A 26,113-nucleotide genomic window follows, 5' to 3' on the forward strand; every position below is an offset into this window, starting at 1 on the left:
GTCGATGTCACCGTGTCAGCCCATTTCTTCGCGCAGTCCGGCGCGCTGCGCAGGCGTTCGCGATGGAGGCCTTGCGCCCTTCTGCTGGCCGGTGGCGGCCTTCGGCTGACGCAGCGCGGTGACGTGATAGGCGATGATTTTTCGCGACAGACGCCGCTCGCCGTCGCTCTCGTAGAGCTCGAGCTGCAACGCGCCCTGCACGCTGACAGCGTCGCCGTCATGCAGCCGCAAAAGCTCGACGCGGGCCGTTTCGCTGAACGCCACCGCGCGCCACCATTCTGCCGCGTCCTCGCGGTTCCCGCTGTCGACACGGATCGTAGCGACGACGAATGGCTTGCCGCCTTTCGAGGCTTTTTCTTCTGGCGCGCGAAACATCGTCCCGGTAACAAGGGCGTAGATCGTCATCTTGAGGCCTCCCCCAATTGGCGCGCGATCATCGTGCGAAATTCTTCGGGCGGCCCGCATTCCGTGCAGCGCCACACATCGCGACCGCGCGGATGTGGATAAGCGAATGTCGCGAAGCGGCGGCATGCGCACCAACGCTCGCCCGTCCCGGCGCGCACGGCGGCGGCGTTGCGGCGATCGGCCTCGCGCTGCAGTCGCGCGGGGTCGTAAGCTGGCGGCTTCAGCGTCGCGGGCGGCGCCGGCTGCGCGTCTTCTGCGGCAAAGGCGAAAGGTCGATAGGCCATGATTACACGCCCTCTGCGAGGCGGAACATTCGAGGCCGCCTCGAAATCTCGACGAGCCAATTGTGCGCGATCAGGATTGCGACTGCGTTCTCCGCCTCGAATTTCGGCCGCAACTGGTTCGGGCCTGTGCGCATGATGTCGCGAATGGAATATGCGGCGCGGCCTTGTGCTTTCATCCACGACGCCAGCGCGTCGGCCTTCACAAGTCGCGGATCGGTTCGCGAGCTGGCGGCGAGTCGAACGGCTTCGGCGAGATACCAGTCGATCAGCCTGACAGCGTTCTGCACGTCAGCACGCGAGATTTCTGCGGCGCGTATGTCAGCGAAGATCGCGAAGACGCCCGCGACGCGCGCGGCGTGCTCCGCCGCCTTCGACGCGAAGTCGCGCACGGGCGCGAGGTCGCCGTCTTTGCCGCTCTGTTTTTCAACGTGATCGAAAAATTTCCGCCATGCGTCGGCCGCGTCGGGCGACATGGGAAGCGCGCGCGGGGCGAGCTCGTTCGTCGCGCCGTCGGCCATCGGGGCCGGGGCTTCGAGGATCGCGAGAACGCGGTCGGTCCAACTGGAAATCTCGCGCTCGTCTTCGGGGGCCGGATCGCGATAGAGGCGGGAACCCGCGAGGCTGTCGGGCGCGGCGACGAGGAAACGAGAGAGAAGCCCAACGTCGCGGAGCGTCGCATTGCCGAGGAACGCGGCAGCGGCGTCGGGCTGGATCATGACGTGCGCGGACAGTCGTCGGCCGGGAAGGATCGTCGCGCCATCCTGGGCGCGAATGCGCTTGATTGGGCGGCCGTCCCACGCCTCGTTGAGGCCGGCGGCAGTGCGCAAGCGGGCGTCGTCGGACATCCCGTGGCCGCCGGTGAAGGTTCCGCCTTCGGCGCTGAAAATTCCAAGCGACGGGTGCGAGCTTCCCCAATTTTTCGCGAGGCCTTCGAGCGTCGCGTCGCCAGTCGTCAGGAACGGCGCCAGCGGCTTCGGCGGCTCGTCGCCGAGGGCTTCGAGCTTCCTGCGGCGCTCGTCGAGGCCGAGCTTTTTGTCTCCCTCGATTTTGCGCTTCTCGGCGGCCCATGCCGCGGCGGCAAATTTCCAGGTCTTGAGGTCGTCGCGATGTTGCGCCCGCAGGAAACTCTCGCGCGCCGACACGGGCGCGCAGGCTTCGGCGTCGGCGGAGGATTTGCGGTCGCCCGAACCGAGGACGGTCGCGAAGTAGAGGCTCAACGGCCGGCGCTGGCGATAGGGCAAAACAACGTCGGCGTGGGCCTGCGCAGCGAGCGCCGCGACGGCGAGAACGGACTGCGCGGCGACGGCGGCCGGGGCCTGAATTTTTCGCGCTATGGCCTTCGCCACGGGCGCCAGCGTGCCGAGCGCGTCGACCGGATAGGGCGCGGCGGGTGGAGGCGGCGGAAAGAGCGGGAGCGGCCCCTCGGCCTGCGTCGCGTTCGGATCGGGCTCGAACTCGCGCGAGGTCGCGTAGGGCAGGCGCTCGGCCGTCGGCGCGGGGTCGAAGGGGATATCGGCGAGTTCGTCGATCATGCTGCAGCCTTCCCTTTCGCGAGGTGCTGCGCGACATCGGCGAAGTCGCCGAAAGGTTCCTGCGGGGTGTGAACGACGACGCGGAGCGATCTGTGCGCTCGAGCAACTTCTTCGGCACACGCTCGGCCGGCGTCGTCGTGGTCAGAAAAAATATGGAGTCGTTTCACGGTGTCAGGAATGCGAACGGCGGCCATTCGCTTCGAGCCGAGGCTCGCCCAACATGGCACGCCTGACATTTGCATCGCTGCGCGCGCTGTTTCGGTTCCTTCGGCGAGGCCGAGCTCGTCGCCGGCGGCGCCGAGACGGATTGCGCCGTCGTGAAGGCCGCCGATCGTGCGGCGCGGCGGTTCGATCTTCGCCTTGCCGGCGCCACTCGGGTCTAGCCACGTGAGTTGCGCGGCGATAATGCTCCGGTCGCTCGCCTGAACGGCGGCAATCATCGCGTCGAATGGAACGCGCGGAAGATAGTCGTGCGCCGCGCGCGGCAGAAAGCGCAGCGTCGGCATCGCGTCCACGATCAGGCCGCGATTGCGCAAATAGGTCTGCGCGAGTGAGTCGCCGATCGGCTCGGCGGCGCGCCACAGGTCGAGCGCCAGGGGGTTCGGCGATGGCGGCGGCTCCTCGGCGGCTTCACACGCAATGGGCGCCCGGCGCTCGTGGTGATCGCGTCGGTCGTCGTCGAGCAATCCGCGCCGGCGCAATTCGGCGAGAACGTCACGAGGATCGCAGCCGGCGAAGCAGTGAACGAGCAAGCGCTCGTCCTCGCCGTCTCGAATGGAAAGGCTCGGGCGACGATCGCCCTTGCCGTTCCCGTGCGTTGGTAGTGGGCAGCGGCAGAGATAGCCTGCGCCGTGTCGATAGCCTTTGAGGGCGCGCGAGATTTCGGCGGCGTTCATCGCTTCGCGCCTCCTTCGATCGCGAAAAGAGGCGGCAGGAAGCCGTCTCCACCGTTCTCGCGAATGAAGTCGGCGGGGAGTCGCGCGTAGGCCTCCAGGCGCTCGCGAATGTCAGCGCCGCGCTCGATCTCGAGCAAAAATTCTAGGAGCGGCCGCGGGCCGAGGGCGTGCAGTTTCTCAACCAAACGTTGGGTTTTCGCTTGTGTTGGCGGCGAATGCGGCGTATGAAAAGTAAGGCTGTCTGATGATGCGCGCATGGTGGTGCGCCTTTCGTCGATGGCGAGAAAATGTGAGCGACGACGTTCTGGCCGATTGTCGTTGCTTCGAATTCGGGGCGGGCGGATAGGCCCGCCCTTTTTTATTCGGCGGCCTGCAACGGCGGCGCGGCGGGGCGCTCGGACGTGCTGCGAGCTGCGCGGGTTTTCGACGCTACCCAGGCGTCGAGCGCTTCCTCCGAATACATCGGCCAGCGGCCGACGTAGGTGATCTCGGGGCCGCCGCCGGTGACGGCGATCTTGGCGAGGGTCGAAGGCGCGCATGGCACGCCGTGCCGCTCTCGAACGTAGCAGGCGGCGGCGGGGCGGCGGTGAAGGGGCGAATGGCTCATTACGTTTCCCCGATGATGTTCATGGGGGAAAGCTCGTTCCCCCGAATGGATCGGATGTGACGAGAATGGAGCCGAGGGCGTCACAGAAAAAGCTGACGGCGAATTGTCGTGACGCTATCTTTTGCGCAGGATGAGGCCGAAGGCTTGGAGCCGCCGTCCGGTCGCGATGCTGATGGCTTCGACCGCGCCCTCGCGATAGAGCGGATTGCTGTTGATGGCTTCCAGTTGCTCGGCCGCTCGCATGATCTGGGCTTCCTTGTCCGCGCCGATCTTTTTGCCGGCGACCAATTCGCGCATCGCTCGCTTTGCGGAAAAGCGCGAGCCCATCGACCAGCTTCTGAGCTTGGCCTGGATCAGTCTCCGCACGGCCGGATTGCGGCGCTTGGCGCGCCATTGGTTGACTTCACCGACGATGTTTTCGAGTCGCCCGGAGCTGTCCTGCCTTGCCCAGTCGAACATTTGGCCGCGTTTCGTCGCCGCATCTTTGATGAGCGCATCGACGCCCTTCTTCGCTCGTCTCGGATCGGCACTGCGGAAGGTGTCGAGCTGGTTGGCTAACTCCAGCTTTCGCGTCAGCGTCCAGACCAGTCGCGCCCCGCGCTTCTTCGGCTTCTTCGGTTCCGCGTTTTGTGGCGCCGCCAGCAATTCCTCGAGGCGTCCAGGTGGAAGCTCCATGGCGAGAATGGCGGCGACGTTCCGCCACATGTCAGGATCGTCGCGCATTCGCTGTGAGGCGCGATCCTCTATGAGCCGAACGCGCCGCTCGGCCTCTTCCGCGTCGAAATCTGTAGCGCTGTCAGTCGCCATCGCGAGCCCTCGCGAATGCCCATGTGGTGCGCGGGGAAGCGAGCGGGCTTCTCTCGCTTGTCGGCTGGCCGGCCTATCCCCGAGTGATGTTTGCAGCACGGCGCCCGCGGGTCGGCAAATGATTTGCGGACTTGCGCACAAGTTCGGCGACTGAGCGGCGGGCGTGGTTGCGCGCTGTCAGGCGCTCGCAAGGTGCAGTTCGATCGCGCGCAGCATGTCCTCGTAAAACATCCCGCCGGTCTCGCTCGGCGACTGTCCGACTTCGCGCAATTGCTCGGCGAACAGGAAGCGCAGTTTCGCGATGAATTCCGCGTCACTCGCGCAGGGAACCTCGGCGACACGTGCGAGCGCAGCGTTTCGTTCGCTGGCGAGGCGCGCCTCGGTCTCGTCGTCATAAGCCGCAGCCGGGGCGGGAGCGTAAAGCGCAGCATGGGCGCCCTGGTATGTCGCGATGGCCGCCTGGAGCGGCGCGACGGTTGCGGGCTTCGAGGAACGGCGGGGCTTGGCGGTTGAAACAGTGGCGAGCATGGGAAGTCCTTTCGAGTGAGCTGTAGTGAGCAACTATTCTTTGTTGCTGATCACACTTGAAGAATACGACCGAGAATGTGGAACACAAGTCCACAAATAATCTTTTTTCGCGCTCAGTATTTGTGTGATTTATGCGCTTCCGGTGCGGATTATTTGTGTGCTGAGCGGCGAAAGTATTTCGGTGATAGATCATGGGACGGGCTGACGTCGATCTGTGGCGTCGGGCAGCTTGACGACTTGGGCCGTGTTGTCGTCCATCGCTCGCGCGATGCGCTCGGCCACCTTGTCAGCGGCGGCGAGCAGCGCAGCGTCGGGGCGGCGGATGTAGTGGCGCGCGGTCACGCCGCGCTGAGAATGGCCGAGCAGTTCGGCGATCGTGCTGTCGCCGTATCCTTCGTCAGCGGCGACGCTCGCGAAGGTTCGGCGGAGATCATGCGAGCGGGCGTCTGACAAGCCGGCGGCGTCGAACAGCGCGGCGATCTGCTTCTTGAGGTCAGCCGGCTTGGCTCCGCTGGCATTCGGGAACAGGAAGACGGCGCCGTCGTCGTGGGGCAGGGCGGTGATTAGGTCGGCCGCGGCCTTGCCGATCGGGCGCATCGAGCGACCCGTTTTCGTGGCCTCGAGGCGGAGACAAGAGCCTGCCGCGTCGAATTCGATCCAGCGCAGGCCGCACGCCTCCTCGCGGCGCATCCCTGTCAGCGCAAGAAGGCGAAGGGCGGCGCACGCCATGGGCTGCGAGGCTGCTCGCGCGCGCAATGTCGCGCCGAGGGCGGCGAGCTCGGCCGGGTTCAAAACGCGGTCCTTGGCCTCGCCGCGGTGCTTCTCGACGCCATGGGCGGGGTTCTGGCCGCTGATAAGGCCTCGCCGCTCCGCCCAGGTCCAAATCCCGCCGAACAGCTCGACGACGCGGGCGGCGGTCCCTGGCCCGCCCTCGACAACCGCCTTCCCGCGGGGGCCGGCCTTGAAAATCCCGGCCGTCTTGCCGGCCGCAATGGCGTCGGCCATGCGCTGGATGTCAGCGCGGGTGAGTTCCCGGGCGACGCGGGAGCCGAGTAGGGGGACGATGTGGCGAGAGACGCGGCCCTCGTCGATTGCGACGGTCGACTGGCGCTTTGGACGGTGGAAGCGTGTCAGGACGAGGCCGGCGCGTGCCGCCTCGAGATAGAGGGCGCAAAGCGTCGAGACGAGCAAGGCGTTGCGGGCATCGTGGCGTTCTGCGGACGGATCGCGCCCCGACTGGGCCTCGACAAGCTTCTTGATAGCTTCCTTGCGGGCCTCGTCCGGGGTGAGCGTGCCGACCTTGGCGAAAGCGACGCGCCGGGTCTGCCCCTGCGCCGTCCGGTATTGCACGATAAAGGAGGCGGACCCTGACGGCTTCATTCGCACGCCGAAGCCCTTCAGCTCGCTGTCCCACACGAAGCGGTCGCGTCCTTCCGGGTCGGGTTCGATCTTATCCACAACAGACTTGGTCAATTTCGGCATGGGACCCGCTCCTCGAAGTGTCGCAACTCTGTCGCAAGTCGTTTGCGACACTTTAGTCATTTTAGATCAGATGCTTAGAGCAAATGTCGCAGTTGTCGCAAATGTCGCAAGGGTCGCTCCCGTGAAATCGCGAGAGGGCGCGAGGCGGGGAACCTGGGGAAGCATGGGGGAAGCGCGGCAGAGTAAGCTCGGGCCATGTCAGGATTGATCCGAGAAGATGAGGTAAAGGGAATCTGCGCTGACATATGGGGAAAGTCAATAGTAGGGAAGCAAGGGAAGCTGACAGAATACAGAGAAAAGTGAAGTAAACTGGACTGATTTACGTTTGTCTACGTTGACATCGTAGGGGTCACAGGTTCAATCCCTGTCGCGCCCACCATTCTGATCCACCCTACGCACGATCTGTTCCGCCGCCCGATGACGAAAACACATCGGGCGATTTTTTTGTCGGTCGCGTGGCGTTTCCTTCGTTGCGTGGCCGCGCCGTGACGATATTAGGCTGAGTTTCTATTTCAATTCGACGTTCCGCGGCCTATATCATCGAAATTGAGCTTGTTACTGGGGCCGAATCTCTCGACGCGGGAAGTCGCCGATTGCAATCGACTTCGATATCGGCTCCAATTGATAAGATTCGACCGCGGAGGAAAAAGCCATGTCCGAAGCCGAAGACAAAGCGCTCGTCGCGCAGATACTCTCATCCTATCTTTCGAATAATACTGTTGCGCCTCTCGACCTTCCTTCTGTCATTGCAGCTGTGAAAAAAGCTTTCGGCGGCGGCGACGCCGAGACGACGAATGCAACGGAGGGCGAGGCCAAGCAGTGGCGGCCTGCCGTTCCGGTGAAGAAATCCGTCACGTCGGACGCGATTACTTGCCTTTGTTGTGGCGAGCCGTTCAAATCCTTGAAGCGTCATCTTCAGGCCGAGCACAAGCTGACGCCGGAGGAGTATCGCGCCGCCTTCGATCTGAAGAGCGATTATCCGATCGTCGCGCCCAATTATGCAGCGCAGCGCTCGGCTCTGGCCAAATCGCTGGGTCTCGGCCGCAAGCCGTCGGCGAAGGGCGCCGCCGCTGCGAAGAAGCGCGGCGCGCCGGCGCGCGGCAGAGCCGCCGCCGAGGCATGACAGAAGCCGCGCCGCGGAGCTTGCTCGTCGGCGCGTTTCACTCGATATGATAGGCGTCGAAGGCGCCTCCGCCGGCATAGGGCGAATAGGCGTAGGGGCCATATTTGCGCGCCTTCGCCTCGATCACCAGATTGAGCGCGACGCCCGCAATTCTGCCGCGATCGGGAAGCCGCTCGATCGCATGAGCGACGGTTTCGCGCGCCGTCGCCGCCCAGCGAATGACGACGACCGTCTTATCGACCAGTCCAGCGATGAGAGTCGGATCGACGACGGGGCCGATCGGCGGCGTGTCGAGGATGACGAGATCGAAGCTCCCGCGCAGCGCGGCCATGAGCGTTTTCATCTTTTCGGAGGCGAGCAGATCGGCGGGCGCCTGCATTTCCCCGCCGGCCGGCAGAACCCACAGCCCCCGCGTCTCATCGAAGAAGATCGCGGCGATCGGGCTCGCGGAGCCGATGAGCAGCTCGACGAGGCCGGGCCTCTCCTCGGCGCGGAAGAGCTTCGACGCGGCGCGGCGGCGCAGATCGGCGTCGATCAGCAGCGTGCGCAGGCCCGATTGCGCGGCGGAGGCGGCGAGCGCGGCGGCGATCGTCGTCGTTCCTTCGCCGGGGACGGCGGAGGCGAGCTGAATCAGCCTGGGTGGATCGTCCACATCGCTCATGGCGATGGCGCTGCGCAGCGCCCGGAGCGCCTCGCTGGCGCGCGACAGAGGCTTTGCGCGCACGAGATCGACGAGGGCGGGGTCGCTCGATGCGATTTTGGGAATGGAGCCGAGCAGAGGCAGGGCGAGCGTCGTCTCGATCTGAGCGATCGTCGTGAAGCCTGCATCCGCCAATTCGCAGGCATAGGCGACGCCGAGCCCGATGATCGCGCCGAGCGCCAGCGCGATCAGCAGCGTCTGCTCCGCGTCGGGCCAGGACGGGGCGCTCGGCGCGAGCGCCGGCGATATGATTCGCGCGTCGCGCGGCTCGAATTTGGCTTGCTCCTGGACCAGGCGCGCGCGGCGCATCGTCTCGTCGAGAAGCTTGCGATCGGCGGCGGCGGCGCGCTCCAGCTCGTTGCGCCGGACGAGCCGCTCCTTGCCGCGATCCTCGTCGGACTCGGAAATTTCGCGAAGCGATGCATCCGCGGCCTCGCTGCTTTTTTCTGCGAGCTCCAGCTCCTGGCGCGCGCCCGCCGCGAGGCGGCGTCGCTCGGCGTCCATGGCGCGCTGGACATCGGCGATCTCGGCGCGCAGCGCGACCACGGAAGGATGCGCCGCCGTGTAGCGGGCGCGCAGCTCCGCCTCGCGCCGGGAGAGCTGGTCGGCGCGCTGGCGAAGCTCGTCGAGCGCCCCGTCGAGGCCCGGCAGCTCGGCGGCGCCGCCGCCACGGCTCTCGATCCGCTGCAGCAGCTCGAGCCGGGCCTTGCGCTCCGCCGTCTCCGCCCGCGCCACGGCCGCGCGCTGCGCTATGGCGGTCTGCTGCTTCGCCGGAGTGGCGGGGCCGGCGGCGGCGCGAAACTGCGCCAGCGCCTCCTCGGAGGCGCGCGATTGCCGTTGCAGCGCGACGAGCCGCTCGGCGAGCCAGGCGGACGCGCGCCGCGCCGCCTCGAGCCGCGTGTCCAGCCTGTCGACCACGAAGGCGTCGGCGATCGCGTCGGCGAGCCGCGCCGCTTTCGCCGGATCTGTGGAGGTGACGGCGATCTTTATCACTGGCGAGTAGCGCAGCTGGGCGACCGCGAGAACATTCCGCAAGCGGTCGAGAGCGGCGGCGCCGAATTCGGGGTCGTCGGCCAGCCTTTCCCGCTCTACGACGCGCCGCAGCAGCGCCGCCGATCTTATGACCGCAATGTCGCTCTTCATCGTTTGCCGATTGATCGGCGCTCGCGCCAAGATCGCGTCGGCGCCGATCGAGCGATCCGGCCGCATCTCGATCAGCAATTGCGCGGAGGTCGTGTAGCGCGGCGTAGACATTGCCAGGAAGGCCGCGCCGGCGAGGAGGGCGAGCATTGTCGCGCCGAGCAGCGGCGGCCAGCGCCGGCGGAGGAATTGCGCTGCGGCGCGGAGCTTGCGGCTGCGCGCATCGAGCCAGAACGCCGTCGTCGAGCGCTCGCGCATTGCTCGCGGCGCGGTCAGAAGCGGTCCGCGAAAAGCATGCGGCGACTGTCGCCCTCGAGCACGACAGCGGTGAGCACCGAGGTCGCGAAAGCTCCCGTGTCGACATTTATGCGATTGGGCTGAATGTCCGGCTCGGAGACGGGCGTATGGCCGTGGACGATCACTTTCCCCCAGCCGCCCTCGAAGCTCAGAAACTCCTCGCGGATCCAGAGCAGATCCTCCGCCTTCTGCTGGGCGAGCGGCACGCCGGGCTTCACGCCCGCGTGGCAGAAGAAATAATCGCCGAAGCTCGCGGTCAGCGGCGTCTCCAGCATGAATTGCAGATGGTGATCCGGGAGCCGCGCCGTCAGCGCGCGGCGCGCCTCCTCGTAATTGCGGCCGCGCATGACCGAGGAGACGTCCACCCCATAGGAATGCAGCGTTTCCACGCCTCCGAACTTGCGCCAGCCCTCGAGCACGGATTCGTCCTCGAGGAAGCGCAGAAATATCTCCTCGTGATTGCCGCGCAGCGCGATGAAGGACGTCGGAAAATCGCGTCGGCTCAGCCATTCGACCACGGTCGAGGATTGCAGCCCGCGATCGACATAGTCGCCGAGGAAGATCGTCAGCGTCTCCGCCGGCGCAGTGTCGAGTTCCGCCTCGATCCGACGCGCGAGCGTGTCGAGCAGATCGGCGCGGCCGTGAATGTCGCCGACCGCATAGATGCGCAAATTGGGAGGAAGGACGTTCGGAAGCCCGGTCTGCAAATCCTGAAATTGCGTCAATCTCGAAATCGTCATCTCACTGGCCCGCTCCCCGTCGCGCCCCGAGTTTTGACGTGACGGATCGTAAGTCTAGAGCATATCGCGCGCCGACGAAATCGCGAGGGGCCGCGTTTCGTCGCGCTTTTATGCGCGCGTGGAGTCGAGCGAGCCCCATTGTTGACATATTATCTCGCCTATGCTCAAGATCGAGCGCCCCGCTTTTGGCCGTAAATCACTGTTTACGCTGGGAATATTTTCAACATGAGGGTAGCGTCGCCGGCATCGAGGGATGGGACTGCCTTTCGCCTCCGGCTGGCCGACATCGGCTGGGCGACGGCGGCGCCTTTCATCGCCATCGCCCTGCGCGACCCTCAGCTGCTCGAGGCGGGCGATCTCACGCGCGACATTCCCGCGCCCTATCGCTACGCCTTCCTTTCCATCGCCTGCACGCTGCTGGTCATGTGGGGTTTCCGCCTCAGTGACCGCATGGGGCAGTTTTTCTCGCTGCGCGACGCCGTCGATGTCTGCATCGCCTCGGCCTGCGCGGTCGCCTCGAGCAGCGTCGTTCTGTTCACGCTCACGCGGCTCGAGGGCGTGCCGCGCTCCACGCCGCTGATCTATGTCCTCGTGCTCGCCGCCGGCCTCATCGCGATCCGCGGGATGACGCGGCTGCATCACCGGGAGGTCTGGCGCAGGGAGCTCGAGGCCGACATCGCCAACCCATCGGTGGCGTTGCGGCGCGTGATCCTGGTCGGCGTCGATCGCTTCGCCTCTGTGGCGATCAAGCTCATCGACTATCAGCTGCCGCGGACGACGCAGATCGTCGCCGCTCTGGACGCGCGGCCTTCCTTTGTCGGACGCAAGGTCGGCGGCATCTCGATCGTCGCTCTGCCGCAGGACATTGGCGCTGTGCTGGACGAATATGCCGAGCATGGCGTCGAGATCGACGAGGTCTGGCTCGCCGACGACAAGGAGGCCTTGCCGGCCGAGATGCTGAAGGATGTCGCCGCGCAATGCGACGCGCGCGGCCGCGATTGCTTCCCCATTGCCGAGGCGCTCAATCTCGCCCCGCGGCAGGCGCGGCCGGAGGTGCGGCTCGGAGGGGCGCCGGACGGGCGTTTCGACACGCCGGATTATTTCGGCTCCAAGCGCGTGATCGATCTTCTGGCGACGAGCCTGCTGCTCGTCTTCGCTCTGCCGACGGCGCTGATCGTGGCTTGCGCCATCCTCATCGATGTCGGCGCGCCCATCGTCTTCTGGCAGCAGCGGGTGGGACGCAATGGCGAGCGCTTCTTCGTCTATAAGTTCCGCACTTTTCGGCCGCCCTTCGACAGCCGTGGCCGCAGCGTGCCCAAGGAACGGCGCCTGTCGAGGATCGGCCGCGCCATCCGCGCCGCCCGGCTGGACGAGATTCCGCAGCTCTACAATGTGATTATCGGCCATATGTCGCTGATCGGCCCGCGCCCTCTGCTGCCCGTCGATCAGCCGGCCGATCCGCGGCGGCGGCTCAGCGTGCGGCCGGGCGTCACCGGATGGGCGCAGATCAAGGGCGGAACGCTGGTCTCTCCCGAGGAGAAGAACGCGCTCGACGTCTGGTATATTCGCCACGCCTCCTGGCGGCTCGATCTGGCCATCGCCTTCGGCACGCTCGCCATCGCCTTCACCGGAGAAAGACTGAATCGGGCCGCGGTCGATCATGCGACCGGCTGGTATCGGCGCGAGTTCGAAGGCGCGCGCGGAAGGGCGGAGACGGTGGGCCTACGGCCCCAGGGTCGAGCGAAATCGCCGACGCTCGCGCCGGGACGATCGATCTGAGGCGGCGCTACCGGACTTCCTCTCGCTCGGCCTTTTGCGGCGCCGGCGCGGTCTTTGTCTCAGAAGTCAGCCGCTTCTCCAGCGCCATCAATGCGAGGATCGTCTCCGCGACGAGCCGCTGCAGCGCGTAATAGAGGCCGGCGCGGCCGTCGAGAAACAGGCCCTTGGCGAAATAGGCGTAGAGGAAGACGACGATCGGCGCCAGCGGCGGAAGGCTGCGCAGACGGCGGATCAGCGAGGGCGGCTCGTCCGCGTCCAGCCGCTCGACCTCGCGCGACATATAGCGGATTTGCGAGGCGACGAAGCGCGCCGTGGATTTGCGATCGTCATGGGTGATCTTTCCCGCGAGCGTCTCGACCGGGCCGTCGACGCGCCAGCCCTCGGCATGGCCGCGATCATAGACGGAAAAACGCCCTTGACGCAGCAGCACGGCTTTCGGCGGATAGAGCGAGCCGCTCAGCGGTTGGCCGAAAATCTCATAATCGAAGCCGATCTCATAGGCCGCGACATCCGGCCCCGGCCGCAGCGCGCGCAATTCGTCGATGAGCGCGTCGCCGAGGCGATAATCGGCGTCGAGGCGCAAGATCCATTCGGTGGCGACGCCGGTCTGCGTCATGGCGAAGCGCCATTGGCTCGCATGATTGTCGAAAGGCCGCGAGAAGACGCGCACGCGCGCATCGGCGCGCAGGATCGCCAGCGTTCGATCGGCGCTGCCGCTGTCGACGACGATAATGGACCTCGCCCAGCGCAGCCGCGACAAAATGCGGGCGATGTTCGGCTCCTCGTCATAGGTGAGGAGAACCGGGGTGATCCGATCCAGCAGGGAAGGGCGGGTCATTACGGGACGCCTCGCAGGGAAGATTGCTTTAGCACATCTTCGTAATGCGCGACCATTTCCGCGGCGACGGCGGTCCAACTCCATCGCCGCTCGACAGCGGCGCGTCCGCGCGCGCCCATCTCCTCCGCGGCGCGAACGTCCGATGCGATCGTCGCGAGTCCGCGCGCGATAGGGGCGGCGTCCGGCGCGACGACGAGGCCCGCACGCTCGGCCGCGACCGCCTCGGCGACGCCGGCCGTGTGGGAAACGATGACCGGCCGCCCATGCGACATCGCCTCGAGAGCGACATTGCCGAAATTCTCATTGAGCGAGACGAGCGCGAGACAGAGACAGGCGCGATAGAGCGCCGAGCGGTCGGGCTCGCCGATCTGCCGCGCGATGATCGTCACGCGCGCGCTAACGCCGAGCCGCGCGCAAAGACGCGCCAGCTCCGCCGCGCGGCCGTGCTCGTCATTGCCGGCGATGACGCAGCGCAGATCAGGCGTCAGCGCGACGGCCTCGATCAGGGCCGCGAGATTTTTCTTCCAGTCGATGCGTCCGAAGGCGAGGACAAAAGGACCGCCGGCGATGGCGGCGGCGATATCGGCGCCGATATTCTGCTCTGCTAGCAGATCTGCGGCGTCGACGCCGAGGCCGACGACGGCCAGAGGCGGCAGATCGAAGCGGAAGGCGCGCGAATCCTCCGCCTCGCGCCGCGAGGCGAGATGGAGCGCCGCGGCCTCGCGAATGGTGCGGCGTTCGAACAGAGCGATCCAGGCGGATTTGACGAGCGCGCTCTTGGCGCGCACCAGCGAGGCGACCAGCATTCCATGCGGCGAGAGCACATAGGGCGCGCCGCTGCGTCTCGCTATGCGCGCCGCCGACAATGTCGGCCACAGAAAGGCGGAATGGAGATGCAGAATATCGAAATCCGCCGCATGGCGCCGCAACGCTTGGCCCATTGCGGGGGATCGGTAGAGGCGCCGTCCGAGCCCGGTCGCGAAATAGGTGACGCCGACGCCGTCGAGATCGACGCGCGCGCCGAGCGGCGTCCGCGAGACGCCGGGACCGTCGACATTTGTCGTATAGACCTCGACCGCATGGCCGAGCGCCGCTTGCGCTTTGGCGAGCCCATGCACGGCATGGATCGTGCCGCCATAGCGGACCGCCGGCAGATAGGTGGGCGTGACATGGAGGATGCGCAGTCTCGTGCCTCCCTCAGCGCGCCTCGGCGAGGCAGCCGAGCATCGCCTCGAGCAGCCGCTCGCAGCCAGCCTCGACGCGATAGTCTAGGCTCTGCGCGCGGCCATTCGCGCCCATGGCGCGCAGCCGCGCGATCGGCGTGCGCGCGATCTCGCGCAGCGTCCGCTCGAGCGCGGCGCCGTCGCCGGCGGGGATCAGCCATCCATTGTCCGCGGTGACGCGCTCGACGGCGGCGCCGGTCCGATCGCTCGCCAGCACGGGCATGCCGGCGGCCATGCCCTCGATGACGACGAGCCCCCAGCCGTCGTGCCGCGACGGCGCGACCAGCACATCGGCGCGCGCGTAGATCTGCGGCAACGCCTCCATCTGAGCGAAGCCGACGCGCTCGATGCGATCTGGAAAGCGATGCGCCAGCCGCTCCACATCCGCTCGCAGCGCTCCGTCGCCGACGAAGATCGCCTCGAGCGCGACGCTATCGGCGAGCATTCGCTCGAGAGCGGCGAGAAGGAGATCGACGCCTTTGCGCGCGATCAGCGCGCCGGAGAACAGGAGGCGCGGCGCGCGCGGCGCGGCGTCGCCACGCTCGATCGCCAGAAAGCCGGAGAGATCGGAGGTATAGGGCAAGTTTCGATAGCGCCGGCGCGGGCCGAACTCATGCCGATAGGAGGCGACGGCCATCTCGCCCATGCCCCACATTTCGGCGGCGCTCGCGTGAAAGGCGCGCATGGCCCAGCGCCGATAGAGCGCGCCGAGGACGGGCGGCGCCTGATAGCCGAAGCGCTCCCCCCAGAATGCGAAAGGACGGCCGGAGGAAAAGCGCAGCTTCAGCAGCCGCCGCACGATCGGATGGCGATAGCCGCCGAACACGCAGAGATCGCTGTCGCGCATCCATTGCGCGAGGCGTTCGAAAGGCGTCTCGCCGCAGCAGGCGTGCTCATGCGCCAGCGTCGGCGCGCGCCATTCGCGATCGGGCGCGCGCATCTGCTCATAAATCACGCGCAGCGCGATCCGCCCATCCGCGGCGAGAAGATCGAACAGGCCCGCCTGATAGGGCGAGGGCATGTTGGTCACGATGACGACGGTTCGCATTTCTGCTCGCTATCGTCTCGTTCAGACGGCGCCATTGCGCCGGATCGGGCGCTGGATTTCTTCGAGGTGACGAGGCTGACGACGGTCCAGGCGAGCACGGCGTAGGTCATCAGAATGATCTCCTGCATCGAGCGCATGCCGACGAAGAACACCATCAGGCCGAGGCAGTAGAGAACGCGGGCGTTCTCGCTGCGCTCGCGCAGCAGCGCCGTCCAGGAGGCCGCCGCCCAGCCGAGCAGCAGCGCGCCGAGCACGACGGCGGCGATTCCATAGGAAGCGTAGAGCTCGCCGATGATCGAGCTGGAGAGAGAGACATCCGATTTGCCGACCAGCCCCGGCAGGCTGAAGCCGGCGTCGATCGGCTTGTCCGGCCAGAGCGCGCGCGGAATGGGGCGCACCAGCACGTAATAAATCTGCTTCCAGCCGACATATTCGACGACATCGGGAAAGTAATGGATGATTTGCGCGAGCCGCAGGAAATTATCGTCGACGTGAAACTGGCCGGCGAACTCGAAATCATCGAGGCCGACGTCGCCGCTCAGAAAGCCGTCGAGCCCGACATTGCGGATGAGCAGAATGAATTGCAGCAGGCTCAGCACGCCGACCGCGCCGCCCGCGACGACCGCGGTTCGCACGAAGGAGAAGCGCTCCTTCAATATCATCCACAGCAGCAGGCCGGAGCCCAGCATCATGCCGATGATCCGGCGGCCGCCGCTCTGCGCGATGAAGGCGCAGACGATCGCGGTGAGCAGCACGGAAATCCAGACGCGCGGATCGGCCCAGCGCGCCTTGGCGCGCGTCGCCACCAGCACCGTCGCCGCCGGCAGCACATAGCCGAAATAGGCGAGATGATCGATGAAGGCGTCCCAGCCGCCGAGATCGCCGCGCGACCAGGGCGCAGCGAAGCGCGGCTGAAACAGCCCGTCGATCATCCGCGCCGGATCGAATCTCGCCGGAATTCCATAGGAGGAGATGCACAGAGCAAAGCAGAGGCAGACGGCGATGAAGGCGTTTTGCACGGGCAGATCCGCCCGCGCGGCGCGCGCGATCGGCCTCGGCGCGCCGATCGCTGGGATGAGCCGTCCGAGCGGGATGAAAAGGGCGAAGACGGCGATCGTCTCCAGCGCGGCGATCACATCGTCGCGGCCGAGCTCGTCCAGCGGATAGGCGCCCTGCAGCAGATCGAGCAGGATCCAATAGATGATCGCGACGAGGAGAAGATTCTCCGCATGCAGCAGGCCGTGCAGCCCCTCGACCAGAGCGCGCATGAGCGGGATGGCGAGAAGGCTCGTCGCCAGAACCGCCGCCGGCAGGAACATGGCGCCCTGCGGCGCGTAGTCGGTCGGCGTCAGCGCGACGGCGAGGACGCCCCCGGCGCCGATGATGGCCGAGCCGGCGAGCGCGACGCCGGCGTCGCCGGGAAGCGGCCGCATGACCGCTAGGCTCCCGCGGCCGCGGCGCGCCGGCGCAGCGCTTCCCGCCCGATCTCGCGCAGCTGCGCGATCACCGCCTCGGGCGTGAAATCGGCGGCGCGGGAGATCGCGCGGGCCGACATTGCGGCGAGGCGCTGCGGATGGCGCAGCGCCCAGAGCAGGGCGTCGCGGAGCGATGCGGCGCTCTGATCCGGCAGCAGCAGGCCGCTCGCGCCGTCGAGCACGACGTCGCCGCAGCGCCGCGAGACGATCGCCGGCAACCCATGCGCCTGCGCCTCGAGCTGGGTGAGCGCGAAGCCGTCGGAATGCGTCGGCAGGACGAACACATGCGCCTTTCGATAGAAGCCCGAGGTCTCGTCGCGCGGAACCTCGCCGAGGAAGCGAATATCGGCATAATCCTTTTGCGCGGCGGCGCCCAGCTCATCGCGTCCGACGACGAGAAAGCGGATCGGCTCGCCGCGCAGCATGGCGGCCGCCTCCAGCAGCGTCCGCGCGCCTTTGCGCAGCGAGAAGGCCCCCAGAAAAAGCACGATCAGCGGATCATCCGCGTCGAAACGCTCTGGGTATCGCAGCGCCGCGCTCGGCGTCTCGGCGCGATACATCAGCGGCGCGACGGCGAGCTTCTCGCGCGGGACGCCCTCAACGGCGAGACAATCGCGCGCCCAGACAGAATTGACGAGGATCAGATCCGCTGCCTCGCATTCCTCGCGCCAGCGGCGCCAATAGGCCTCGGGCGGCGCATTCGCGCGCGCGCCATCACTTTGCGCCAGCGCGGAGATCAGCGCCGCTTCATGTGGCCCGCCGTCGATCTGGTTCAGTATGGCGGCGAAGCCGCGGCTGCGCGCCGCGCGCAAGCTCTGCGCGGCGGCGTAGCTGTAGCAGAGCGCGACGCCGCCTGTTGGCGCGCGCATGCTCTGCAGCCGCGCCGCGGCGAAATGGTCGAAGCGCAGATTATCGGCGTGGAGGCCGGACCAGTTCGCGCCCGGCGCCAACCGAGCGGCGCTCCGCGAGGCGATGGAGGGGAGCGTGTCGGCGACGACGTGCGCGCTTTCGAGCCGCGCCGAATAACGCGCGGCGAGACGCGGGCTCGCGGCGCGCAACGCGCGGCTCCATGGACGATCGGGCGGCAGCCATATATCGGTGAGGAATGCGCGCAGCAGGCCGCGCTCGTGCAGAGCGGCGGGCAGGGCGTAATGCTCGCGCGCGCCGATCTGGCAGACGATCCAATCCATGGGGTCATGCGCGTCAGAAATCGCTCCAGCCTCCTTTGCGCAAGGCGAGCTTGGCGGCGACCGCAGCCTTCGACACGAGGCGCCTGTGCGCGCGCATTCGCCAAAGATGATGCGGGATCATCGCCAGTCCGGCGAGGACGCCGCGCCTGCGTCCCATCCGCAGGCAGAAGAAGACACGATTGGCGATCTGCAGCGCCGCCAGCGGATAGAAGCGCGGCGGATAGCGCAGAAAGGCGAGCAGCGCGATATTGGCGATGCTCGCCGCATTGACGCCCGGCTCGGCGTGATGCGCGAGATCGGAATTGTGGAACACGCGCAGATAGGGCGTGAAGACGAGCCGGCGCCCACGCTCGATGAGGCGCAGCGCCATATCCTCCTCCTCGACGCCATAGGCGAGCGGCAATGGCAGATAGCCGCCCGCCTCGAGGAGATGGCTGCGCCGAAACACAACGCCGCCGCCATTGAAGCCGCAGGTCTCGCGCAGCGCGCGCCGATCCGGCGCCGGTGTCTCGCCGGGATGGACGATCTGCGACGTCGCCAGAGAGAGGTCGGGGAAGCGCGCGAAAATCTCGCCGGCGCGGGCGAAGAAATCCGTGTCCAGCGGATAGGAATCATCGTCGAAAGCGGCGATGAGCGCGTGGCGCGCGGCCTCTGTCATCCGGCTGCGTCCGCCGCCCGGTCCGACGCGCGTCTCGCTGACGATGACGCGCGCCGCCGGAAAAGCCGCGCGCACCGCATCGGCGCAATCATGCCGCGCGGCGTCGACGTGAACGATGATCTCGGCCGGCGGCGGACGGCAGGCCTCGAGCCGCCGCAGCGTGTCCAATGTCTGCGCGACGCGCGCGAAGGCGGCCACGGTCGCGGTGATCTGCGGCGGCTCGCTCATCGTTCCGCCCATCCGGCGACGATGCGGGCGAGGCCTTTCGCGCGCCCGCGCAAAATCTCGCGCGAGAGCGGCCCCGCGGCGCCGAGCAGCCGTAGCGTCGAGCCGAGAGATTCGAGAATTGCGTAAGCGACGATGAGCGAGAGCGCATGCGCGCGCGAGCGCCCGAGCGTGCGGCGCAGGATCATATAGCGATTGAATATGTCGTCCTCGGCGGCGATCCGCGCCGAGACGCGCCCGCCCGGCGCGTGAAAATGCGCGATGCGCGCGCGCGGCGCGAAATAGAGCGCGCCGAAGCGGTGAAGCTTCAAGGAGAGATCGACATCCTCGCTCATCGTGCAGCGATGCAGGAAGAAATCGGAAAAGCCGCCGGCGGCCACATAGGCCGAACGTCGGATCATCGCCGCGGCGCCGCCGATCCATTCGATCTCGGCGATATCCGCCGGAGCCGGCGAGAAGCCGTAGCGCAGCAGCGGGCCGATGACGCGCCCTTGCCATTCGCCTTCGCGAAAGCCGAGCAGGCGGCGTAGCACGAAGCGCCAGACGCGGGTCGGCGGCGGCCAGCCGTCATTGCTCATATTCGCCATCACGCCGACGCTGTCGGCCCGCGATGCGAGCGCCTGGGCCAGCTCTTCGACGCAATCTTTCTCGAGCGCGACATCATCGTCGAGCAGCAGCAGCAGCGCTCCCCGCGACGCCTCGATCGCGGCGCGGCGTTGCCGCACGGCATTGGGCGGCGAGACGGCGAGGAGGCGGATGGCGAGGCCGCGCGCGCGCCAGAGCGGGTCCTCGGCGACGGCGCGCGTCTCCGCATCGCCGCCGCCGTCGGCGATGACGATCTCGCAAACGGCGAGCGTCTGCGTCGAGAGGGTTTCGAGAAGCCGTCGCAGCGATTGCGCGCGGCCATAGGTCGGCACGATCGCGCTGATCGTCGGCGCTGCGTCGCTGGCCTCTAGCATCGCGCTTCTCCGAGCCCGAGCGCCGCAGCGAATTTCGCCTGAGCGCTTCGATAGGAGAAATCGCGGTCGCCCGCAGCGCCGGCCGTCTCGCCGAGGCGTCGGCGTAGCGGAGGATCGCGCGCCAATGCCGCGAGCGCCGCGGCGAGCGCCGCCACATCCGGCGTCTCGACATGCAGCAGCGCGTCGCCATTGACGCGCGACCATTCCGCCGCCGTGCAGTCGGGCGGGCCATAGAGAATAATCGGCAAGCGCGTGAGCGTGTAATCGACGAGCTTGCTCGGAAACGAGAGGCGCATGGCGCGCCGCTCGTTTTCGAAAAAAGAGAAGGGAAGAAACAGAGCGTCGGCGCGCGCCGTCAGCTCGGCGAGAAAATCTTGCCCCGCGATCATGCCGCCGATGATGGTCGAGGCGTCGCAAAGACCGATGGATCGCGCCGCCGCCGCGCTGAGCGGTCCGAAGATCAGCAGGCGTCCGCCGATGGCGGCCATGGCCGCGGCGGCATCGCGCAGCGCCGCCGCGAGGCCCGGCCAATGAACGCTGCCCGCGAAAGCGAGCGTGAAGGGACGCTCCGGCCGCGCCTGCGGCGATGGCGGCGTCGCCTCGCGCGCGCGGAAGGGCGGCAGCACATCGCCCGCCGCGCCATAGCGAGCGGCGTAGTCCTCCGCCATTCGCGCGGAGATGCAGAGCCGCGACGCCGCGTTGCGATAGGCCTCGCCGAAATAGCGCTCGCGCGCGCGCTCATGCGCCGCGTTGTGCAGAGCGGTGCGCGGCCAATCGTCATGCATGATAAGATGCAGCGGCAGGCCGCGCCGCGCCGCGAAGGCCGCCGCCGCACGCCAGGAATGATGCTGCCCCACAGTGACGACGGCGTCCACGCGCCAATCGCCGACGCGCCGCTGCACGCGCGGGGCGTCATAGGGAGCGAAGCGCTCGACCGCCGCCTCGAAATAGGGCGCGAAGCGTGTGAATTGCAGGCGCGGCGGCTTGCGCGTCAATCCCGCATAGCGCACGCCCTGCAGGCGGCGCGCCGGGTCGGAGGGACCGAGATAGCCCTCGACGATCCGCAGATTTTCGGCCGGCCACGATTCGAGCAGGCGATACAGAAACAGCGAGCCGTGACAGGAGCGCTCGACCGGCGCGCAGCCGCAATAGAGGAGATTCATGCGCGCCTCTCGCCGAGCCGCGCGAGCTTGGGCGGCGTCGTCGAGGGCAGAGCAACGAAGCCGAATCCGAAGGATTGCCTGAAGTCCCAGCTGCCGCCGCCGACATTGGAGAAGGGCGTCTCGAAGGCGATCGCCTCATAGACTTGGTGATCCCAATTCACCATCGTCACCGCCGTGGCGACATCGATGCAATATTGTCCCGAGGCGAGGTGGATCGGCGCGGCCTCTATCGTCAGCTCATAGCAGCCGGGCTCTGCGGGCAGCGACATGGCGTCGAAATGGCTCAACGACCAGAGCGCGATGCGCGCGCGCTGCGCATTGGCGAGAAACACATCGACGGAGAGGCCCGGGGTTCCGTCCGTGTCGAGAATGATGCGCAGCCGCAGCGGCGTCCCCGGCAGATAGACGCGCGTCGGGCCGTCGTCGCCGATCAGCTCGACCGAGCGTATGCGCGTATGCGCGCCGGCGCCCCAGTCGCGCTCGGCCTCATCGACGCCGCCGTCCTGCTGCAGCCTGCCATAGGCGGCGATGGCCTCGTCCACGCCGCCCTGCAGCACGAGCCGTCCGCGGTCGAGGACGAGGCCGCTCGTCGCGAAACTCTTCACCGCCGCGAGATTATGGCTGACGAGCAGAACCGTGCGGCCGCCTTTGCGCGAGACCTCGTCGATCTTGCCGAGGCATTTTTGCTGAAAGCGCGCGTCGCCGACGGCGAGCACCTCGTCGACGACGAGAATGTCCGGCTCGAGATGGGCGGCCACGGCGAAGGCGAGGCGCACATACATTCCGCTCGAATAACGCTTCACCGGCGTGTCGATGAAGCGTTCGATCTCGGCGAAATCGACGATAGCGTCGAAGCGCTTCGCAATGTCGGCGCGGCGCATTCCGAGAATGGCGCCGTTGAGAAAGATGTTCTCGCGGCCGGTCAGCTCGGGGTGAAATCCCGTGCCGACCTCCAGCAGGCTGGCGACGCGGCCCGCGAGCGTCACGCGGCCTTGCGTCGGATCGGTGATGCGCGAGAGAATTTTCAGCAAAGTGGATTTGCCGGCGCCATTGCGGCCGACGACGCCGACGATCTCGCCCTCGGCGATCTCGAAGGAGACGTCGCGCAGCGCCCAGAAGCGCGTGTCCGCCTCGCTCGCGCGCGCGCGGCCGCGCAGCCGCGCGAAAGGCGCGGCGACGGTCTCGATCAGCGCCTCGCGCAGCGTGCGATAGGCGCGCGCCGGCGCGCCGATGCGATAGAGCTTGGACACACCCTCGGCGCGGATCGCAATTCCGCCGCGCATCACACGATATCCGCGAAGCCGCGCTCGACGCGCGCGAAATAGGCGACGCCGAGGCAGAAGATCACGAGCGCCGAGGCGCCGGAGACGACGACGCCGAAGGCGTCCGGCGGCGATCCGATGAGCGCGTGGCGGAAGCCGTCGATCATGCCCGCCATGGGATTGAGGAAATAGAGCCAGCGCCATTCCGCGGGAACGAGGGAGACCGGATAGGCGACCGGCGAGGCGAACATCCAGAATTGGATGAGAAAGGGCACGATATGGCGAAAATCGCGATAGGCGACGGTGAGCGCCGACAGCAGCACGCCGACGCCGAGCGCCGCGATGACGACGCCGAGCACGAAGAAGGGCGCCGCGAGCTGGCTCCAGAACAGGCCGACTCCGTTCCAGGCCATGACGGCGAAGAGCAGCAGCGACGAGATGGCGAGATCGACGAGCGGCGCGCCCGCCGTGGACAACGGAATCAGCAGGCGCGGGAAATAGACCTTGGTGACGATGTTGGACGAGGCGACGAGCGAGGCGCCCGCCGTCGGCGCGACATTGGCGAAGAAGGTCCAGGGCAATAGGCCCGCCAGCGCGAAGACGGGGTAGGGCGCGCCATCGGACGGAAGGCCGGCGAGACGTCCGAAGACGATGGAGAGCACGATCATCATCGTCAGCGGCTGCAGCAGCGCCCAGGCGGCGCCGAGCGCGGTCTGCTTGTAGCGCAATTTGAGATCGCGCAGGGCCAGCACATAGAGCAGCTCGCGATAGGCGAAGGCCTCGCGAAAATCATAGAGGCGCCAGCCGGAGCGCGCTTCTATGATGGCGATGGGCCTGCGCGCGTCGTCGCGTATCGAGGCCGTCGCGCGCACGTCCATCGGGCTCATCTTTCCCTCGCCGCGGGCGTGAGGCCGATTTCGACGATGATCGTCTGGCCCGCGGCGCCGACGCGCAGCAGCGCCTCGCGCATCTCGGTCTTTGTCTGGTCCGGCGAGAGATAGACGATGGCGACGAGCGCCTCGCGATCGGCGCCGGCCGCGCCCACCCATCCGCCGAGCAGATCGTCGACAACGCTGCGGCGCGCGGCGGCGGAGAGCTGCGGCCAGAGCGGAATGGCGAAAGCGGCGCGCCGCGCCATCAGCCAGCCTTCATTGCGACCAACGAGGGCGGACATGAGAAGCGCGCGCTCGACCTTCGCCATCGGCTCCTCGGTCTCGAATCCGGCCTGCGCATAAGCGAGCCATGCGCCGCCGGAGAGCGGGGCGCGGGTCAGCAGATTGCGCGCGCGCTCGCGCCGCTGCTCGTCGCTCGCGTTGGCGTCGAGCTCGAGCAGCCGCGCGCGCGCCAATGTTCCGACCAATGGATCGTCGAGGAAAGGCGCGAGGGTTTTTCGCGCTGTTCTCGCCTCGGCGGAAAGATCGGCGAGGCCGAAGGAGAGGACTCGCGCGGCCGCCGCCATGGCGGCCATGCAGAGCGCGATGATGACGAGGGCGGTCGCGACGCGGCTCATTCGGCGTAGTATTTCTTGTAGTAGCGGCCGCCGTAATAATAGGAATAGGCGTGCTTGCCGTATTTCTGCGCCTTGGAGTCGATCACCTGATTGAACACCACTCCGGCGACCTTCTTGTGGCCGGACAGCCGCTCGATCGAATGCGCCACCATCTCGCGCGCCGTTGACGACCAGCGCACGATGAAGATCACCTTGTCGACGAGATTGGAGATGATGAGAGGATCGACGACCGGCCCTATGGGCGGGGTGTCTATGACGATGAGATCGAATTGCTCGCGCAGGCTCGCGACCAGCGTCCGCAGCCGCTCGGACAAGAGCAGATCGGGCGGGTTCTGCGTCTTGCCGCCGGCCGGGAGAAACCAGAGCTTCAATGTTTCATTGTAGACGAGCGCAGAATGCAGCTCCGCCGCGCCGATAAGACAATCGACGAGGCCGAGCTTCTTATCGGCGCCGAAATAGCGTGACGCCGAGGGACGACGCAGATCGCCGTCGATAACGAGCACTTTTTGTCCCGATTGCGCCGCCGAGCCGGCGAGCGCTATGGCGAGCGTGGATTTGCCCTCGCCGGGAATGGTCGAGGTGAATTGCAGGACCTTGGGCGGATGGTCGACGTCGCTCATCTGTATGGCGCTGCGCAGCGAGCGCAGCGCCTCGCTGAGGCGCGACAGCGGCTTGGCGAGCGGATATTCGGGAATGGAGACGACGGAGCCGTTCACCGACAGCTCGCGTTGATCCATGCGCGAGATGGAGGCGAGCAGCGGCAGAGCGAGGAAATCCTCGATCTCGCGCGGCGTCGCGAAGCCGGCGTTGAGCATCTCCAGCGCATAGGCGCCGAGCGCGCCCGCCATAAGGCCGAGGACGAGAGCGACGAGCAGGGATTGAAGCGGCTTTGGCGAGGTCGGCGTCACCGGCGCCAGAGCCGGCGTGATGATGCGGGCGTCGCGCGCCTCGAAGGTCGATTGCTCCTGCGTCACGCGCTCGCGCTGCAGAAAATCCTCGAACAGGCTCTTGTTGACGGCGGCGGTGCGCTCCAGCTCGCGCAGCGTTATGGCCTTCGTATTGTCGAGATCATTGGCGCCGGTCACTTCCCGCAGCGTCTTCTCGATCGCCTCCTGCCGCGCTTTCGCCAGCTCGTGCTCATTGCGAATATTGGCGGCGAGGCGCTGCGACTCGGCGGCGATGGCGCGATGAACATCGGCGATCTGCGCGCGCAGATTGACGACGGAGGGATGGCTCGGATTGTAGCGCGCGAGCAGCTCCGCCTCCTGGCGCGAGAGGTCGCTCGCCTGTCGGCGCAGCTCCGCGCTGGCGCCGCTGGAGACGTCCGGCAGCTGCGCTATGCCGCCGCCGCGCGCCTCGAGCTTTTGCAGCATGTCGAGCCGCGCCTTCTTCTCGGCGGTCTCCGCGCGGGCCTGCACGAGACGGCCGTTGAGCTGGGCGAGCTGATCCTGATTGAGCGTCGCGCCGGGCGTGGAGCCGCTGAGATTATTCTCGGCGCGAAAGCGCGCCACCGCCTCCTCCGACTCGCGCAGCTGCTGGCGCAGCTCGACGAGGCGATCGGACAGCCAGGCGGAGGCGCGCCGCGCCGCCTCGAAACGCGCGTCGAGCTTGTCGACGACATAGGCGTCGGCGATCGCATTGGCGAGATTGGCGGCCTTCTCCTTGTCCGCGGAGGTGAAGGAGACGTTGATCACATAGGCTTGGCCGGCGCGCGCCACGGCCACCGCCTGCTTGACGTTCTCGACCGTGGCGACCGTCTCGGGAGGGCCGCCGAGCGCGGAGGCGATCGTTCTGGCGGGCGCCTGCTGCGGCGCATTGCGAGAGAGCAGCTCGCGCAGGCGGTCGAGGAGGCCGCCGCCGCCGCCGCGGGTCCGCGCGCCGAATTCCGCGTCCTCGACGAGCCGCTCCTTCTCCACGACGCGGCGGAGCAGAGCGCTGGATTTGATGATGGCGATCTGGCTCTCGATCGTCGGCAGATCGAGGGCGGCGTCGGTCATGATCGCGTCCTGACCGCCGGCTTTTTCCTTATGCGGATCGAGCAGCAGCTGCGCCGAGGCGGTGTAGAGCGGTGTCGTGCGCGCCGTCTCGACGGCGGCGACGAGCAGGAAAAGCGAGGTCACGCCGGCGATCAGCTTCCACTGGCGCCAGACGAAATTGACATAGCCATGGATATCGAAGCCGGCTTCCGCTTCGGCCGACGCGGGCGCCTCCCTTTGTGTCTCGAGACGTTTCAACATCGAAT

At 67.1% G+C, this 26,113-nt stretch carries 25 protein-coding genes; 2 read left to right on the forward strand and 23 right to left on the reverse strand.

Annotated elements, in window-relative coordinates:
• Positions 1-15 precede the first annotated feature (15 nt).
• The 9 genes from K369_RS02130 to K369_RS02170 form a co-directional block, all read right to left on the reverse strand.
• Entirely contained in the window at positions 16-405 is a 390-nt protein-coding gene (locus K369_RS02130) for a single-stranded DNA-binding protein (RefSeq protein ID WP_036286916.1), read from the reverse strand.
• The gene (locus K369_RS02135) at positions 402-689 is read right to left on the reverse strand and encodes a hypothetical protein (protein ID WP_036286918.1); all 288 of its coding nucleotides are present in this window, start codon (positions 687-689) and stop codon (positions 402-404) included. The genes K369_RS02130 and K369_RS02135 overlap by 4 nt, the downstream gene beginning before the upstream one ends.
• Positions 690-691: 2 nt before the next feature.
• Positions 692-2,221 carry a YfjI family protein gene (locus K369_RS02140; protein ID WP_051948767.1) on the reverse strand — a complete coding sequence of 510 codons (1,530 nt, stop codon included), beginning with the start codon at positions 2,219-2,221 and terminating at the stop codon, positions 692-694.
• Positions 2,218-3,117 (reverse strand): toprim domain-containing protein, encoded by a 900-nt coding sequence (locus K369_RS02145; RefSeq protein WP_051948770.1) that lies wholly within the window; start codon positions 3,115-3,117, stop codon positions 2,218-2,220. The genes K369_RS02140 and K369_RS02145 overlap by 4 nt, the downstream gene beginning before the upstream one ends.
• On the reverse strand, positions 3,114-3,374 hold the full coding sequence (locus tag K369_RS02150; RefSeq protein ID WP_156967642.1) for a hypothetical protein: 261 nt from the start codon (positions 3,372-3,374) through the stop codon (positions 3,114-3,116). The genes K369_RS02145 and K369_RS02150 overlap by 4 nt, the downstream gene beginning before the upstream one ends.
• A 101-nt stretch (positions 3,375-3,475) precedes the next feature.
• Positions 3,476-3,724, reverse strand: coding sequence for a hypothetical protein (locus K369_RS02155; RefSeq protein ID WP_036286922.1), 249 nt, complete (start codon positions 3,722-3,724; stop codon positions 3,476-3,478).
• Positions 3,725-3,838: 114 nt separating this feature from the next.
• The gene (locus K369_RS02160) at positions 3,839-4,369 is read right to left on the reverse strand and encodes a hypothetical protein (protein ID WP_156967643.1); all 531 of its coding nucleotides are present in this window, start codon (positions 4,367-4,369) and stop codon (positions 3,839-3,841) included.
• A 339-nt stretch (positions 4,370-4,708) separates the two neighbouring features.
• Positions 4,709-5,059, reverse strand: coding sequence for a hypothetical protein (locus tag K369_RS02165; RefSeq protein ID WP_036286928.1), 351 nt, complete (start codon positions 5,057-5,059; stop codon positions 4,709-4,711).
• A gap of 189 nt (positions 5,060-5,248) precedes the next feature.
• Positions 5,249-6,541: a site-specific integrase gene (locus K369_RS02170; protein ID WP_036286930.1), complete on the reverse strand. Its 1,293-nt coding sequence runs from the start codon at positions 6,539-6,541 to the stop codon at positions 5,249-5,251.
• A gap of 652 nt (positions 6,542-7,193) precedes the next feature.
• Between K369_RS02170 and K369_RS02175 the strand changes: the two genes are divergently transcribed.
• The gene (locus K369_RS02175; RefSeq protein WP_036286932.1) at positions 7,194-7,664 is read left to right on the forward strand and encodes a MucR family transcriptional regulator; all 471 of its coding nucleotides are present in this window, start codon (positions 7,194-7,196) and stop codon (positions 7,662-7,664) included.
• Between the two features lie 37 nt (positions 7,665-7,701).
• Here K369_RS02175 and K369_RS24370 read toward each other — a convergent pair whose 3' ends face one another.
• Both K369_RS24370 and K369_RS02185 read right to left on the reverse strand, forming a co-directional pair.
• On the reverse strand, positions 7,702-9,762 hold the full coding sequence (locus tag K369_RS24370) for a polysaccharide biosynthesis tyrosine autokinase (protein ID WP_051948775.1): 2,061 nt from the start codon (positions 9,760-9,762) through the stop codon (positions 7,702-7,704).
• 14 nt (positions 9,763-9,776) lie between these two features.
• The gene (locus tag K369_RS02185) at positions 9,777-10,541 is read right to left on the reverse strand and encodes a metallophosphoesterase family protein (RefSeq protein ID WP_051948777.1); all 765 of its coding nucleotides are present in this window, start codon (positions 10,539-10,541) and stop codon (positions 9,777-9,779) included.
• A gap of 225 nt (positions 10,542-10,766) precedes the next feature.
• On the opposite strand from K369_RS02185, the gene K369_RS24375 reads away from it, so the two are divergent.
• A complete protein-coding gene (locus K369_RS24375; RefSeq protein ID WP_051948780.1) occupies positions 10,767-12,320 on the forward strand; it encodes a sugar transferase in 1,554 nt (517 codons plus the stop codon).
• A 7-nt stretch (positions 12,321-12,327) separates the two neighbouring features.
• Here the strand turns inward: K369_RS24375 and K369_RS02195 are convergent, their stop codons facing one another.
• The 12 genes from K369_RS02195 to K369_RS02250 are packed head-to-tail and all read right to left on the reverse strand — an operon-like array spanning position 12,328 to position 26,108.
• The gene (locus K369_RS02195) at positions 12,328-13,158 is read right to left on the reverse strand and encodes a glycosyltransferase family 2 protein (RefSeq protein WP_051948783.1); all 831 of its coding nucleotides are present in this window, start codon (positions 13,156-13,158) and stop codon (positions 12,328-12,330) included.
• On the reverse strand, positions 13,158-14,423 hold the full coding sequence (locus tag K369_RS02200) for a glycosyltransferase (RefSeq protein WP_371033283.1): 1,266 nt from the start codon (positions 14,421-14,423) through the stop codon (positions 13,158-13,160). Before K369_RS02200 ends, K369_RS02195 begins: the two co-directional genes overlap by 1 nt.
• Entirely contained in the window at positions 14,356-15,429 is a 1,074-nt protein-coding gene (locus K369_RS24380) for a glycosyltransferase family 4 protein (protein ID WP_051948785.1), read from the reverse strand. The genes K369_RS02200 and K369_RS24380 overlap by 68 nt, the downstream gene beginning before the upstream one ends.
• A complete protein-coding gene (locus K369_RS02210; RefSeq protein WP_036286938.1) occupies positions 15,408-16,862 on the reverse strand; it encodes an O-antigen polymerase in 1,455 nt (484 codons plus the stop codon). Before K369_RS02210 ends, K369_RS24380 begins: the two co-directional genes overlap by 22 nt.
• A 5-nt stretch (positions 16,863-16,867) precedes the next feature.
• A complete protein-coding gene (locus K369_RS02215) occupies positions 16,868-18,094 on the reverse strand; it encodes a glycosyltransferase family 4 protein (protein WP_051948786.1) in 1,227 nt (408 codons plus the stop codon).
• Positions 18,095-18,107: 13 nt separating this feature from the next.
• The gene (locus K369_RS02220) at positions 18,108-18,980 is read right to left on the reverse strand and encodes a glycosyltransferase family 2 protein (protein WP_036287662.1); all 873 of its coding nucleotides are present in this window, start codon (positions 18,978-18,980) and stop codon (positions 18,108-18,110) included.
• Positions 18,977-19,936 carry a glycosyltransferase family 2 protein gene (locus K369_RS02225; RefSeq protein WP_036286941.1) on the reverse strand — a complete coding sequence of 320 codons (960 nt, stop codon included), beginning with the start codon at positions 19,934-19,936 and terminating at the stop codon, positions 18,977-18,979. Before K369_RS02225 ends, K369_RS02220 begins: the two co-directional genes overlap by 4 nt.
• Positions 19,930-21,099 (reverse strand): glycosyltransferase, encoded by a 1,170-nt coding sequence (locus tag K369_RS02230; RefSeq protein WP_036286943.1) that lies wholly within the window; start codon positions 21,097-21,099, stop codon positions 19,930-19,932. The genes K369_RS02225 and K369_RS02230 overlap by 7 nt, the downstream gene beginning before the upstream one ends.
• A complete protein-coding gene (locus K369_RS24385) occupies positions 21,096-22,382 on the reverse strand; it encodes a polysaccharide ABC transporter ATP-binding protein (protein ID WP_051948789.1) in 1,287 nt (428 codons plus the stop codon). Before K369_RS24385 ends, K369_RS02230 begins: the two co-directional genes overlap by 4 nt.
• On the reverse strand, positions 22,382-23,248 hold the full coding sequence (locus tag K369_RS02240; protein WP_036286945.1) for an ABC transporter permease: 867 nt from the start codon (positions 23,246-23,248) through the stop codon (positions 22,382-22,384). The genes K369_RS24385 and K369_RS02240 overlap by 1 nt, the downstream gene beginning before the upstream one ends.
• Positions 23,245-23,871: a hypothetical protein gene (locus K369_RS02245; protein WP_036286950.1), complete on the reverse strand. Its 627-nt coding sequence runs from the start codon at positions 23,869-23,871 to the stop codon at positions 23,245-23,247. The genes K369_RS02240 and K369_RS02245 overlap by 4 nt, the downstream gene beginning before the upstream one ends.
• The gene (locus K369_RS02250; RefSeq protein WP_036286953.1) at positions 23,868-26,108 is read right to left on the reverse strand and encodes a polysaccharide biosynthesis tyrosine autokinase; all 2,241 of its coding nucleotides are present in this window, start codon (positions 26,106-26,108) and stop codon (positions 23,868-23,870) included. The genes K369_RS02245 and K369_RS02250 overlap by 4 nt, the downstream gene beginning before the upstream one ends.
• Between the last annotated feature and the right edge of the window lie 5 nt (positions 26,109-26,113).

The sequence above is a fragment of the Methylosinus sp. PW1 genome (assembly GCF_000745215.1).
In the GTDB taxonomy this organism is placed as follows: Bacteria; Pseudomonadota; Alphaproteobacteria; order Rhizobiales; family Beijerinckiaceae; genus Methylosinus.